Source organism: Halomonas sp. DN3 (genome assembly GCF_024137905.1).
GTDB lineage: Bacteria > Pseudomonadota > Gammaproteobacteria > Pseudomonadales > Halomonadaceae > Halomonas > Halomonas litopenaei.
This window is the reverse complement of record NZ_CP099965.1, coordinates 4102068-4115790: the sequence shown is the minus strand read 5'-3', so window position 1 is coordinate 4115790 and position 13723 is coordinate 4102068. Positions and strand designations below refer to the sequence as shown.

13 protein-coding genes are annotated in these 13723 nt (G+C 64.1%); 10 read left to right on the top strand and 3 right to left on the bottom strand.

Features of this window, described 5'->3' with window-relative positions:
- Nucleotides 1–317 precede the first annotated feature (317 nt).
- The 5 genes from NKF27_RS17720 (at nucleotide 318) to NKF27_RS17700 (ending at nucleotide 6810) form a co-directional block, all read left to right on the top strand.
- Complete coding sequence (locus tag NKF27_RS17720; protein WP_253553845.1) at nucleotides 318–1343, top strand: TRAP transporter substrate-binding protein; 1026 nt, start codon at nucleotides 318–320, stop codon at nucleotides 1341–1343.
- A 4-nt stretch (nucleotides 1344–1347) separates the two neighbouring features.
- Nucleotides 1348–1875, top strand: coding sequence for a TRAP transporter small permease (locus NKF27_RS17715; RefSeq protein WP_253553842.1), 528 nt, complete (start codon nucleotides 1348–1350; stop codon nucleotides 1873–1875).
- A complete protein-coding gene (locus NKF27_RS17710) occupies nucleotides 1865–3154 on the top strand; it encodes a TRAP transporter large permease (protein WP_253553839.1) in 1290 nt (429 codons plus the stop codon). Before NKF27_RS17715 ends, NKF27_RS17710 begins: the two co-directional genes overlap by 11 nt.
- A 194-nt stretch (nucleotides 3155–3348) precedes the next feature.
- On the top strand, nucleotides 3349–4650 hold the full coding sequence (locus tag NKF27_RS17705; protein ID WP_253553837.1) for an acetyl-CoA carboxylase biotin carboxylase subunit family protein: 1302 nt from the start codon (nucleotides 3349–3351) through the stop codon (nucleotides 4648–4650).
- Nucleotides 4651–4770: 120 nt separating this feature from the next.
- Nucleotides 4771–6810, top strand: a complete 2040-nt coding sequence (locus NKF27_RS17700; RefSeq protein ID WP_253553834.1) for a CocE/NonD family hydrolase — start codon at nucleotides 4771–4773, stop codon at nucleotides 6808–6810.
- A 46-nt stretch (nucleotides 6811–6856) separates the two neighbouring features.
- Here NKF27_RS17700 and NKF27_RS17695 read toward each other — a convergent pair whose 3' ends face one another.
- Nucleotides 6857–7789: a helix-turn-helix domain-containing protein gene (locus NKF27_RS17695; protein WP_253553831.1), complete on the bottom strand. Its 933-nt coding sequence runs from the start codon at nucleotides 7787–7789 to the stop codon at nucleotides 6857–6859.
- A gap of 169 nt (nucleotides 7790–7958) precedes the next feature.
- On the opposite strand from NKF27_RS17695, the gene pobA reads away from it, so the two are divergent.
- The gene (pobA, locus tag NKF27_RS17690) at nucleotides 7959–9182 is read left to right on the top strand and encodes a 4-hydroxybenzoate 3-monooxygenase (RefSeq protein WP_253553828.1); all 1224 of its coding nucleotides are present in this window, start codon (nucleotides 7959–7961) and stop codon (nucleotides 9180–9182) included.
- Nucleotides 9183–9376: 194 nt separating this feature from the next.
- Nucleotides 9377–10237, top strand: a complete 861-nt coding sequence (locus NKF27_RS17685) for an ion transporter (RefSeq protein WP_253553825.1) — start codon at nucleotides 9377–9379, stop codon at nucleotides 10235–10237.
- 34 nt (nucleotides 10238–10271) lie between these two features.
- Here NKF27_RS17685 and NKF27_RS17680 read toward each other — a convergent pair whose 3' ends face one another.
- Both NKF27_RS17680 and NKF27_RS17675 read right to left on the bottom strand, forming a co-directional pair.
- Nucleotides 10272–10625, bottom strand: a complete 354-nt coding sequence (locus NKF27_RS17680) for an exosortase/archaeosortase family protein (protein WP_253553823.1) — start codon at nucleotides 10623–10625, stop codon at nucleotides 10272–10274.
- Nucleotides 10615–11094, bottom strand: coding sequence for a PepSY domain-containing protein (locus tag NKF27_RS17675; RefSeq protein WP_253553821.1), 480 nt, complete (start codon nucleotides 11092–11094; stop codon nucleotides 10615–10617). The genes NKF27_RS17680 and NKF27_RS17675 overlap by 11 nt, the downstream gene beginning before the upstream one ends.
- A 176-nt stretch (nucleotides 11095–11270) precedes the next feature.
- Between NKF27_RS17675 and NKF27_RS17670 the strand changes: the two genes are divergently transcribed.
- From NKF27_RS17670 to NKF27_RS17660, 3 genes are read left to right on the top strand one after another with little or no spacing between them, the layout of a single operon-like run.
- The gene (locus tag NKF27_RS17670) at nucleotides 11271–11645 is read left to right on the top strand and encodes a PepSY domain-containing protein (protein ID WP_253556502.1); all 375 of its coding nucleotides are present in this window, start codon (nucleotides 11271–11273) and stop codon (nucleotides 11643–11645) included.
- A 48-nt stretch (nucleotides 11646–11693) separates the two neighbouring features.
- Complete coding sequence (locus NKF27_RS17665; protein ID WP_253553818.1) at nucleotides 11694–12371, top strand: response regulator transcription factor; 678 nt, start codon at nucleotides 11694–11696, stop codon at nucleotides 12369–12371.
- Nucleotides 12368–13723 (top strand): HAMP domain-containing sensor histidine kinase, encoded by a 1356-nt coding sequence (locus NKF27_RS17660; RefSeq protein ID WP_253553816.1) that lies wholly within the window; start codon nucleotides 12368–12370, stop codon nucleotides 13721–13723. Before NKF27_RS17665 ends, NKF27_RS17660 begins: the two co-directional genes overlap by 4 nt.

Sequence of the window (13723 nt, the reverse complement as noted above, 5' to 3'; positions counted from 1 at the left end):
GTTCATCCTTGAACGGCGAGGCGAGAAGGGAGTGGTGGCTCGAAAGAGCATCTTTATCGTTTAAGCACAATTCTAGAGAAGTCGCATCCTTGGCACCACTCTGGTGAAGAGAGCCTGGTTCCCGTCGGTGCCTGGCCTTCCGCTAGACCAAAGTCGCTTTTCGTTGTGTGGCCAGGTAGTTTATCTTTTGAGCTGGAAAACGAACAGAAGTTCACTATGCGAACGAGTGCCACTGGTCGAGTTGCCGGAAACGGTGTCGAGCGAGAGACCAATAATGAGCGCGCGTCGACGATAACGATAAAGTCCGGAGGATCCCCATGAAGACCCCCCTCGCGTGCCTGATGGCCGCATCCCTGACGGCCCTTTCCTGTGCTTCGGTTCAAGCGGCGACCACGCTGCGCATGGCCCACTTCTGGCCTGGTGCCTCTGGTATCAATACCCAGATCTTCGAGCAGTGGGCCAAGGCGGTGGAGGAAGACTCCGGCGGTGATCTGCGTGTTCAGGTCTTCCCTTCCGGTACCCTGGCCAAGGCTGACGACATCTATGAGGCGACCGTAAACGGCATCGCCGATATCGGCGCCACCGCTCAGGGCTATACCGCCGGGCGCTTCCCGCTGTCGCAGATCGTCGAACTCCCCGGGGTGGCCGATTCCGCGATACAGGGTTCATGCATCCTGCAGACGCTGCACGACGATGGCGGCCTGGGGGGAGAGTACGACGATACTCGCGTGTTGTTCATGTTCACCACCGGTCCCGGTTACATCCATACCGTGGATACCGACGTCCAGGTACCGGCCGATCTGGAAGGGCTGCGAATCCGTCGCCCGACCGCGGTGGCAGGCGATATCCTCGAAAACATGGGGGCAAGCCCGGTAGGCATGCCTGCCCCGGATATCTATACCTCCATGCAGCGGGGCGTGCTCGATGGCTTGAGCTTTCCCTGGGAAGGCATGAAGGGATTTCGTATCAACGAGCTGGTCGAATACCACACCCAAGTGCCGTTCTATTCGCTGATCTTTGTGGCGACCATGAGCCAGCGTGCCTACGATCGGCTGACGCCGGAGCAGCAGGCGGTCATCGATGCCAACTCCGGCATGCAGTGGGCACTCAATGCGGGGGAGGTGTTCCACGCCATCGACGAGGTGGGGCGGCAGGAAGCGGTGGATGCCGGCCACACCATTCGGGTGGTCGATGCGCCCCTCGACAACGCCGACTGGGCGCCGCCGCTCCAGCAGGGCATCGAGGATTACCTGAGCGGACTCGAGGAGCGCGGCTTGACCCAGGCGCATGACGTCTATCAGGCTGCGCTGGCGGCACGTGAAAGCTGCGTCGGGACGGAGTGACGCCATGCAAGCCTTTCTGGAAGGGGCCAGCCGTTGGCTGGCCCTGGTCTGTCGCTGGGTGGCAGGCGGCTGTCTGATACTGATGCTGGCGGTGACCATCGCCGACGTGGTGACACGCTACCTGCAGCGTCTCACCGATGGCGCCATCTCCTTTCAGGTCTTCGGCAGTGTCGAGCTTGTCAGCTACCTGATGCTGTTTGCCTTGCTGGCGGCCATGTCGGCCAGCGTGGAAAAGAGCCAGGTAGTGGTCGAGGCCTTTTCCCACCGTCTTCCTGCGTCCATCGCGGCGCGCCTGCATGGCGTCTATCTGCTGGGCTTTGCGGTGCTTGGCGGGGTGCTGGCGACGGGCCTGGTGGGAGCAGCCCACGCGGCTGTCGAGTACGGCGAGGTAACCCAGGACCTGAGGATCTCGCTCGGGCCGATCTATCTGATCGCTGCAGGACTCAGCGCTCTGCTGGCGTTGCGCAGCCTGCTGCACGCGCTCCTGGGGGCGCTGTTTGGGCAGAGTGCGGAGGTGTCCCATGGCGACTGAGACGATCGGCGGGTTCGGCCTGCTGCTGCTGTTGGTGCTGATGATCCTGCGAGTGCCGGTGGCACTGGCGATGCTATTGGTCGGCGTCGGTGGCTTTGCCACGATCATCGATCTTGGCGCGGCGGTATCGATGCTGAAGTCGGTGCCGGTTGAGGTATTGTCCAGCTACAGCTTCAGCGCGATTCCAATGTTCATTCTGATGGGCGTGCTGGCGGCACACTCCGGTATGGCCGGTAAACTGTTCCAGTCGGCGCGGGTGATCTGCGGTGGCTGGAAGGGCGGCCTGGCGATCGCCGCCGTCGGCTCCTGCGGTGTCTTTTCGGCGATTTCCGGCTCTTCACTGGCCACCGCCAGCACCATGACCCGGGTGGCCCTGCCGGAAATGGAACGATATGGCTACCATCGTGGCCTGGCCACCGGGGCGCTGGCTGCGGGCGGCACCCTCGGCATCATGATCCCGCCCAGTATCGCCCTGCTGATCTATGCCATCCTGACCGAGCAGTCGGTAGGCGACATGTTCATGGCGGGGCTGGTGCCCGGGCTGCTGGGGCTGGTGCTGTACGCCCTGACCGTCAGCGTGGTCATGCGGGTAAAACCGGATCTGGCGGTGGCAGGGGAAGCGACGGGCTGGGGCGAAAAGCTTGCCTCGCTCGGTGGCCTGGTGCCCTTCTTCGCGGTCTTTCTGGTCATGATCCTGGGTATCTACCTGGGCGTCTTCACTCCCACCGAGGGAGCCAGTGTCGGCGCCTTTGCCACCCTGATCTACGCTCTGGTCAAGGGGCTGCGTGCGCGGCAGCTATGGTCTGCGGTCCAGGAGACCCTGGCGCTGTCGGCGGTGGTGTTCTTCATGCTGGTCGGCGCCGAGGCGCTGGGCTACTTCATTTCGCTCTCACGCATCTCGTTCTCCATCAGCGACAGCCTGTTTGCCATGGAGCTGACACCCTTCGTTGTCGTGCTGTGCATTCTGGCGATGTACTTCCTGCTGGGCATGTTCATGGACTCGATCGCCATGCTGGTGATCACGGTACCGGTGGTGTTCCCGATCATCCAGAGCCTGGGAATCGACCCGGTGTGGTTTGGTATCGTCACGGTGCTGACGGTCGAGCTGGGGCTGATCACGCCCCCGGTGGGGATGAACGTCTTCGTGATCAAGGCCATGGCACCCCACGTGGGACTGGGGGAGATCTTCCGAGGCGTTTCTCCCTTTATCGTGTCTGACTTTGTGCGCCTGGCCCTGCTGTTGTTGTTCCCGACCCTGAGCACGCTCTTTTTGCTGTAGTCGGCATCGAAGTAGCGGCCAGTATTACGCTCAGCTCACCCCAAGCCCGCCATACGGCGGGCTTTTTTGATGTAACTGATGCCCGAAGGATGAGGACTCTGATATGCCGGTCTAATCCAATATAAGCCTGTGCTGAACCCACGTTTCACTAAGCTTACAGCGTAAAAAACATCGTAGTGACGCGAGGGCTTGAAGTGAGTGCGCGCAATATTTTTGTGGTGGGGCTGAACGATGACAATCATGAGCGCCTGCTGCGCTTGAAGGGTGCCGAAGAATGGCGCTTTCACCGCATTATTGCGCCGGAGGCGGTCTATGACACCGAAGAATTCGATATTCCTGCGATGCTCGAGGAAGCCGGCCAGACCCTGGACCGATTCGGCAGGCCGATAGACGCGATCATCGGCTACATGGACTTCCCGGTGTCGACGATGCTGCCGATCCTGTGCCAGCGATTCGGTACCCGCTCGACGTCGCTGGAAAGCCTGCTGAAGTGCGAACACAAGTACTGGAGCCGCTGTGTTCAGCGCGAGGTGGTGCCGCAGTACATCCCCGGGTTCACCGCCTTCGACCCCTTCGACGAGTCGGCGTTGGGTCAGATCGGTGCGGCGGGGCTGTCCTTTCCCTTCTTCGTCAAGCCGATCAAGTCGTCGGGATCACGACTCGGTTTCCGCATCGAGACGCCGGAAGATTTTGCCCTTGCCATCGGCCGTCTGAAGGCGGAGATCGGCTCCATCGCCGAGCCGTTCAACAGCGTGCTGGATCAGGCCAACCTGCCTCCGGAGATCGCGGCGATCGATGGCCATTACTGCATGGCCGAGGAAATCATCGGCGGCTGGCAATGCACGCTGGAAGGCTACGTCCACGATGGCGAGGTCGTGGTCTATGGTGTGGTCGACTCGATTCGCTACCCAGGGGTGTTGAGCTTCTTCCACTATCTGTACCCCTCGGCCCTGCCACAAAGGGTTCAGCAGCAGATGATCGACGCCACCCGCCTGGTCATGACCCGTACCGGCTTCGATCAATCCGCGTTCAACGTCGAGTTTTTCTGGGACGAACTCCAGGATCGCATCTGGCTGCTCGAGATCAACACACGCATTTCTCAGTCACATTGCGACCTGTTCGAGAAGGTCGACGGGATCAGCCATCAGCAGGTGACGGTGGACCTGGCGCTGGGGCAGCGTCCGAGACTGCCCCACCGGGAGGGCGCCTACGCGGTCGCGGCCAAGTTCTTCTATCGCGTGTTCTTCCATGACGCCACCGTCGAACGCCTTCCGTCGGCGCAGACCCTCGCACAACTCGAGCAGGACTACCCCGGCACGGTGATCAGTCTGCAGGTCGAGGAGGGGCAGCGTCTGTCGAGTCTGCCCGAGCAGGATAGCTACAGCTTTGCATTGGCCTATATTTGGATGGGGGGCGACGACTATCAGGCGTTGCTGCGTCGCTATCAGCAACTGGCGGCCCGGCTGACCTTCGACTTCGGCGATATCGATAGCTGAGCAGGAGTCGTCGCTGTACCAAACGCCACCGAGAGCGCTGGTGCGGCAGGGATGTGCTGGATAAGGCGATCTCCACCGGGTGGCATGCATAGGGCTAGCTCGACAGTGCAAGGAGCGACGATGCGGGTGGTCAGCGATTTTCCGCGCGAGGTGATGGAGCAGGAAACCTGGATTCCACTGGCCGATGGCACCCGGCTGGCTGCCCGCATCTGGCGGCCGGTCGACGCCGACGATGACCCGGTGCCGGCGATCCTCGAGTACCTGCCCTATCGCAAGCGCGACCTGACCGCGGAGCGAGACGCCCAGGTGCATCCTTACTGGGCCGGGCATGGCTATGCCGGGGTTCGTGTCGATATCCGGGGCACTGGCGAATCCGATGGCGTCCTCACCGACGAGTACCTGCAGCAGGAGCTGGACGACGGAGTGGCGGTGCTCGAGTGGCTGGAGCGCCAGCCCTGGTGCACGGGACACGTCGGCATGGTCGGTATTTCCTGGGGGGGCTTCAACGGCCTGCAGATCGCTGCCATGCGGCCACCGCAGCTCAAGGCGGTGATCACCATCTGTTTTACCGATGACCGTTACGCCGACGATATCCACCACATGGGTGGCTGCCTGCTGGCCGACAATCTTTCCTGGGCGTCGACCATGTTCGATGGCAATGCCATCCCGCCTGACCCGGCGCTGGTAGGTAGCGACTGGTTCAGGATGTGGCTCGATCGCCTGGACGGCAGCGGCCTCTGGCTTTCCCGCTGGCTTCAGCACCAGCGTCGTGATGACTACTGGAAGCATGGCTCGGTGTGCGAGGACTACAGCCGCATCCAGGTGCCGGTCTACGCCATCAGTGGCTGGGCGGACGGTTACTGCAACGCGGTCTTTCGGCTGTTGTCCGGCTTGACGTCGCCGCGCAAGGGGCTGGTGGGGCCCTGGGCCCACAAGTACCCCCACCTCGGGGTGCCGGGGCCGGCCATCGGCTTCCTGCAGGAAGGGCTACGGTGGTGGGACCAATGGCTGAAGGGGCAGGACACCGGGATCATGGACGAGCCGATGCTGAGGGTCTGGATGCAGCAATCGATGCCGCCATCGGCGCGTTACAGCGCTCGTCCCGGTCGCTGGGTCGCCGAGCCGAGCTGGCCCTCTCCCCATATCATGTCCCGGAGCTGGCGGCTGACGAGCGGCCATGACCTGTTGAGCGAAGACGGCATCGACGTGGAGGACGGCGATGATAGCGTGAGTCTGGATATCCGCTCGCCGCTGTCGGTGGGGCTTTATGCCGGCAAGTGGTGTTCCTACAACGCACCGCCGGATCTGCCCCACGACCAGCGTGACGAGGACGGAGGCGCCCTGATTTTCCAGACGCCCCGGCTCGAGCAGACGCTGGAAATCTGTGGTGCCCCGTCGGTACAGCTGGAACTGTCCGCCGACCAGCCGGTGGCGATGGTGGCGCTGCGTCTTGTTGATATCGCCGAGGACGACAAGGCGACGCGGGTGTCCTACGGGGTGCTCAACCTGACCCATCGTGACAGCGACGAGCACCCGGAGCCTCTGGTGCCGGGGCGCCGCTACCGGGTGACGGTGTGTCTCAAGCATATCGCTCAGCAGTTTCCGGCGGGGCACGCCATTCGGCTGGCGATCTCGACCAGCTACTGGCCATTGGTATGGCCTGCGCCAAGGCCGGTACGCCTGACACTGTGGCCCGGTGCCTGTCGTCTGGTGCTGCCGACCAGGGCCCCCAGGCCGGCGGAAGAAGCGGCGCTGCGTCCCTTCGAGGAGCCCGAAGGGGCGCCTCCGCTGGCCAAGACGCTGCTGCAGCCTTCCCAGGAAAGCTGGAAGGTGATTCGAGACCTGGCCAATGACCAGACCACGCTGGAGGTGTTCCACGACGAGGGCAGCTACCGGCTGGACGATATCGCGCTGGACATCTCCGGCTCGGTGACCGAGCGCTACAGCTACTCCTACGGCAACTACGACAGTGTCACCGGCTGGACCGAGTGGCAGCGTACCTTCCGCCGGGGGGACTGGGAGATCCATACCCTGACTCGCACTCGGCTGACCAGCGACGCCCACAGCTTTCGGGTGCGCGCCACCCTGGACGCCTGGCAGGGCGATACCCGAATCTTCTCGCGAAGCTGGGACGAGGTCTTCCCCCGGGATCTGGTCTAGGTTCTGTCCGAAAAGTCGACGAGCGCAGGCACTTTTCGGACAAGCCCTAGGGCGAGCTTGGCGATCCGTCGCCTTGATGATGGAACTGACGGCGGCGGAAGTCGCGAGGAGCCACTCCGCTGAGCCGCTTGAAGAAGCGGGTGAAGTAGGCGGGCTCGGAAAAGCCCAGACCATCGGCGATCTGGGCGATAGTCAGGTTGGTATAGGTCAACTCGCGCTTGGCTTCGAGTAGCAGACGCTGGTGCAGCACCGCCAGGGCGCTCTGGTCCGCCAGGCGCCGACACAGCGCGTTGATGTGGGCCGCGCTGACGTCCAGCTCGCGCGCCATTTCCTCGATGCTCGGCTGCTGGCGAAAGCGCCGTTCGATCAGTGCCTGGTAGCGGGCCAGGTGGCCGTGGCCGGGATCGGTGCTCACGGCAGACCTGGCCCGGGTGGCCGGATGCGTCGCCAGGCGAGCCGCTTCCACCGTCAGCGCCTGGATCAAGGCGTCGAGCAGCACGCCGCGGTCCCGTGCCGGCCGTCGATATTCCCCGTCGATATGCTCCACCAATGTCTGCAGTCGGTGTCTGGCGTCGGGCAGTGCGGTGACGCCCGCGCTGCGCCAGACCCTGCTGGCGTCCGGCATGACCCGCTCGAGGTGGCTGACCAGCGGTGCCGCCAGGGTCAGGATGTGGCCCTGGATGTTCGGGGCGAAGGCAAAGCCGTGAATAGTGAGCGCAGGTACCAGGATCAGCAGCGGGGCGGCCCGTCGTTGCCGACTGTCTTCCAGCTCCAGTTCGACCTCGCCCGCTTGCAGCAGCAGCAGGTGAGTCAGGTCGACGTGGCGGTGGGGATGGATGCGCCAATCGTGAAGCCGACTGCGTTCGGCGATGGATTCGCAGTGCAACAGGTCGGGGGTCGGCCAGCTACCGGTTTCCCCGTAAAGGGTAAAGGTGGGAACCGCTGACGATATCGTGGTGGACGGGGTCTCGGGGTTCATGGTCCGCGCTCCTGGCGGTTGCCGGGGATGGCTGAGGTGACTACGACAAATGTCAGGGTAGATTCCGCGAAAAGTCCAGTTTATGGCGGGGAATATGCCTTATCTGGGGTGGTGTTTCAGCGAAAAATACAAGGCATAACCATAACGTTCCGCTGACGAGGTAGCCACCATGACGACAACGCCTTCCCCCAAGCGTATCGATAGTGAACTCACGACCCAGGTCGCCATCATCGGGGCCGGCCCCTCCGGGCTGCTGCTGGGGCAGCTGCTCAGCCGGGCCGGAATCGACAACGTCATAGTCGAACGCAAGAGCGGCGCCTATGTGCTGGGGCGTATTCGTGCCGGCGTGCTCGAACAGGGCATGGTCGACCTGCTGCGTGAAGCCGGTGTCAGCGAACGCATGGATGCCGAGGGCCTGCCCCACCACGGCTTTGAACTTGCCTTCGACAACCGTCGGGTACGCGTCGACCTTGCCGGCCACACCGATGGCAAGCAGGTAATGGTGTACGGCCAGACCGAAGTCACCCGGGACCTGATGGAGGCACGCGAGCGCGAAGGCGGCATCAGCTACTACGAGGCCAGCGACGTCACCCCCCATGATCTGGACAGCGAGTCGCCCTTCCTCACCTTTCAGCATGAAGGCAAGGGATACCGTCTGCGCTGTGCCTATGTGGCCGGGTGCGATGGATACCACGGTGTGTCACGCCAATCGATCCCGCAGGAGCGTCTGAAGACCTTCGAGCGGGTCTATCCGTTTGGCTGGCTGGGGCTGTTGTCCGACACACCTCCGGTGACCGATGAGCTAATCTACGCGCGCCACGAGCGCGGCTTCGCCCTGTGCAGCATGCGGTCGGAGAACCGCAGTCGCTACTATGTGCAAGTGGGCCTCGATGAGAAGGTCGAGGACTGGTCCGATGAACGTTTCTGGGGCGAACTGAAACGGCGCCTGCCCGAAGATGTGGCTCAGAATCTGGTGACGGGGCCTTCTATCGAAAAGAGCATCGCGCCACTGCGCAGCTTCGTGGTCGAGCCGATGCAGTACGGTCGCCTGTTTCTGGTGGGAGACGCCGCCCATATCGTGCCGCCCACCGGGGCCAAGGGGCTCAACCTCGCGGCGAGTGACGTCAACACCCTGTATCGCCTGCTGGTGAAGGTGTTCAACGAAGGGCGCAGCGATCTGATCCCACGCTACTCCGAGGTGTGCCTCAAGCGCATCTGGAAGGCCGAGCGCTTCTCCTGGTGGATGACGTCGATGCTGCATCGCTTCAGCGACGAGGAAGACTTCGAGGCACGCATGCAATTGGCGGAACTCGACTACCTGACCGGCTCGACGGCGGGCCTGACCACCATCGCCGAAAACTACGTGGGGCTGCCCTACGAACCTCTGGAGTAGCGCCAGCGGTTGAGCCGCCGGCGAGGGGGAGGCAGGCGTCAGCCAGGCTCCTTGCCGAGACCTGGCCAAGACAGGGAAAGGCGCAATGGGGTCGTCGTTGACCAGGAGAGGGTGCGGCGGGCGTCGTGCCGCTAGGCAGCTTCCAGCGCATCGCGTAAGGTCGTGATTCAGTTTCCCGATCGATGTCGAACCCCATGAACCAAGAGCGTCTTTCTCCTTTTCAGATCCTGATTCTGATCCTCTCCTTTTACGTGCTTGGCGCCATGGCGGTACAGGAGCTGAACGACCTGCCGCCGGAGGTCGATGATCTGCTGTTCAAGCTGGACCTGGTGGTCTGCGGCTTCTTCTTTGCCGATTTCTGTATTCGCTTCCACCGCGCGGAAAGCAAGTGGCGCTTCATGCGCTGGGGCTGGATCGACCTGTTGGCGAGCATTCCGGTGAGCTACTTGATGGCCGGGCGCCTGATGCGCGTGGTGCAGATCATCCGCATGCTGCGCGCGATCAAGTCGGTACACCTGATCTGGAACCTGCTGTTTCGCAACAAGGCCAAGGGCATCTTCGCCTCGGTGGCGTCGGCCACAGTACTGCTGTTGATCTTCGGCTCGGTGGTGATCCTGGTGGTGGAAGGCCCCAACCCGGAAAGCGCCATCGATACCGCTGAAGAGGCGCTGTGGTGGGCCTTCGTCACCGTCACCACGGTGGGTTACGGCGACTACTATCCGGTGACGTCGCTGGGACGAGTCGTGGCGGCGCTGTTGATGGTGGCCGGTGTGGGTCTGTTCGGTAGCTTCGCGGCCTACGTCGGTTCACTGTTCATCGATGATCAGGAGGACGAGTCCGAACGGCTGCATCGGGTCAATCGAGACATGCTGCGAGAGTTGCACCGCGAGGTGCGGGAGCTCAAGGCCGAGGTGGTGGCCCTGAGGGGAGCGCTCGATGGTAGCAGCGGCGCCCCGTCAAGCGGGCAGGCTGTCGGTGAAGACCCGGCGGGCCGGTCTGATCAGGCGCCCGAGCCCGATCCCGAGCGGCTACCGGGAGGCGATCCGCGCGAGTGACGTCCACTCGTCGCTGCATCGCCCGCCGGGTGCTTCACTTGACTTCATACTGACCTTCCCAGACGCGGGCATCGTCCTGTTCGGGGGCTCGGGTGGTCGCCCCCGGGGTGATGTCGTCGGCATGATCGGCGCGGTAGGCCTCCATGCGCTTCTTCATGCGGTGACGCACCAGCGGCATCAGCGCCAGTCCCACCAGGCTCAGCATCAATGCCATCATGGTGGCCAGCACCAGGGTGGCGGCACCGACCAGGGTGGCGAGAGCCAGCTTGAGGCCACCCATCCGGCGCGTGGGGCGTGCCTGGCGGGCGCGTTGCTGCCAGCGGGACGCCGCCCTCCAGGCGGCGTTGTGCTGGTAGTCGTCGGTACTGAAAGAATGATCAGTCGTCATGCTGGACTCCGGTCACGTCAAAGGTATGGCGATCGAGGCGGACCTCGAGCTCCTGGTGCTGGGCGTCGTAGCCGTCGATCTCGATATCACCTGTACGGTCGACATCCAGCGAGCTGAACAGTTCCAGGCCGGCCGACTGGGCGGCGTCCAGCGCCTTGCCGACATCGTCGCCGCTGAGGCTCCAGGTCGGGATCTCGCTCTGGCGCCGCTGTTCGCCCAGCAGGCTGCCGTCGCGCAGATCCATGTCGACGTCCAGGCGCCAGCCGTCGCCGCGCCAGCCTTCCGCCTCGAAGCGATCGCCGTCGTCGATATCCAGCTCGTCGTAGTGGGTGAAGCCGTATTCCCCGGTGCTGGCCAGCAGGCGGTCGATCTCTTCCCGATTGACGGCCTCGTCGTCGGCCATGGCGGTGGTGGCGAGGGTGCCGCTCAAGGTCAGGGCGGCCAGGCTCAGGGTGACGGTCTTGTTCATGCTGGGGACTCCATTCGCTGTTGAGGTAAGCTCACCGTGTGCTTGGTGATCTCGGCGAGTGGGACCATCCTGACAGGGGGTACCTGTCGTCAGCCTGACGGGATCGTTCATCTTTCATTCATCTAGCGTGGGTCAGACTTCGCCTCATGACTTCCAGGACCCTTTTCTTGCTATGCATGTCCGTGATGGCCGCGAGCCTGGCTCCGCGCCCGAGTGACGACGTCAGCCTCGCGGCACGGGCGACCGAATTGCTGGGTATCGGCTCTGCTCGCGCGGATGATGACTGGCGTGACTTGCACCAGGAGGTGAGTGAAGGCCGGCTGGTGGCGTTGCCGACGCTGCTGGAGTGGCTCGATGAGCGCTACGACGGGCAGGTGCTCGAAGTGGAGCTCGAACGTGACGACGGCCGAATCATCTACGACATCGAGCTGGTCGGCGCCCAGGGACAGGTCGTGGAGTTCGAGTTCGACGCGGGCAGTGGTGAGCTGTTGAGCATCGAAGGGGTCGGCATCGATGCCATGCAGCGCCCCGCGCCCCGCGACGCCGACTAGCCCGCGGGGATCACCGCAATACAGGGATGACGCCGGAGGAGGCGCGGCATGAAGATTCTGCTGGTCGAGGACGACCAGGCGCTGAGCGAAGCGCTCGCCGCGTCCCTCGAGGAAGGCGGGCTGCTGGTGGAGGTCGCGGCGACCGGAGGCGAGGCGGATTTTCTGCTGCGCACCGAGCGCTACGACGCAGTCGTGCTCGACCTGGGACTGCCGGATGGCGATGGCACGCGCTGGCTTTCTCAGTGGCGCGACGACGACATCGATCTGCCGGTACTGGTGCTGACCGCGCGTGAGCGCTGGTCCGACAAGGCGGCGGGTTTCTCTGCCGGGGCCGACGACTACGTCACCAAACCCTTCGAGACCGCCGAAGTCATGTTTCGGCTACGGGCACTGGTGCGCCGCAGCCACGGCCACGCCCACCCGGTGCTCAGCGCCGGGGCGCTCAGCTTCGACACCCACACAGGGGCCGTGACGCTGGCCGGTAGGCCGGTGGCGCTGACGGCCCAGGAGTCACGGCTGCTGTCCTATCTGATGCACGCCCGTGAGCGAGTGGTCAGTCGCGGCGAGCTGTCCGAACACGTCTATGACCGTGACCATGAGCCCGATTCCAACGTCATCGACGTCCAGATCAGTCGCCTGCGGCGCAAGCTCGGCAGCGAGCGGATCGAGACGCGGCGAGGCGAGGGCTATCGCCTGGTGACCCCGGCCGGAGAGGATGCACCGTGACGTTGCCGCGGGGCTCGCTGACGCGGCGTCTGCTGGTGGCGTCGCTGGTGCTGGTGCTGGTGATCCTGCCGCTGGTGGGATGGGGGCTGTCCTACAGCTTTCGTGAGTCGGCCTCGGCCTCGTTCGATGAACGCCTGTCGTCGATGCACCGGGTGCTGCTGGCGGCCCTGGATCGAGACCCCCAGACCGGTGCCCTGGTGGTCAACGACAGTCTCGGCGATGCCCGCTTCGATCAGGTGTTCTCAGGTTGGTACTGGCAGATCAGCGACGGCGAACGTCTTTCCCGGGGCTCGCGTTCGCTATGGGATCAGCGCCTGCCGATCACGGCCTCCCCGGACACCGTCTGGCGCACCATCGAAGGACCTCGGGGGCAGCGACTGAGACTGGTCGAGCGTTCTCTCAGGCTGTCGGGGCACCCCTACCCCGTGCATGTCAGCCTGGCGGTCAGCCGCCAGGAGCTCGATGCCGAAGTGGCGCGCTTCGAATGGCTGCTGTGGCTGTCGCTGTTGGGGCTCGGCGTGCTGCTGCTGACCGGTCTGGCGCTGCAGATCCGCTGGGGGCTGGCCCCCTTGAGGTCGCTTCACGCGGATCTGGCGGCGGTCAAGGGCGGCCAGCGGGAGCGCCTCGATACCCGGTTGCCGACCGAACTGGCGGAACTGGCGGCGACCATGAACGAGGTGCTCGACCATGACCGCAGACTGATCGAGCGCGGTCGTGCCACCGCCGGCAACCTGGCCCACGCCCTCAAGACCCCGGTCAGCGTGCTGATGACCCAGGCGGAGCGCCTTCCCGAGACCGAGCGCGCCAAGATGCGCCAGGAGCTCGGACGTGTCGATGCTGCGGTGCGCCACCACCTGGCCCGCGCCAGCGCCGTCGGCAGCGCCGCCCTGGCCGCCAGGGTGCGTCTGGCCAAGGTGCTGGCGCCGGTGCTGGACGGCCTGTCTCGGCTGGCCGCTCGTCGCGGTATCCGCCTCGAGACCCGCGTGGCGGATGATCTGGCGCTGCGTATCGATCCCAACGATCTGCAGGAGCTGGCCGGTAACCTGCTGGAGAATGCCATCGACTGGGCGCGCACCAGGGTCGAGCTCGATCTGTGGCTCGAGGGGGACAGCGCGCGCCTGCGTCTGGAGGACGACGGTCCAGGCATGAGCGCGCAAGAGCGTGAGGCGGTGCTCAAGCGCGGCGTGCGTCTGGATGAGCGCCGTCCCGGCAGTGGGCTAGGGCTTTCCATCGTCGAGGAGCTGGTGTCACTGTACGGCGGTACGATGACCCTGGATCGCGCGGCGCTTGGTGGGCTGAGGGTTAGCGTCACGCTGCCCGGCGGCTGCCTGGAAAAGCTCCCGGCCGAGTAA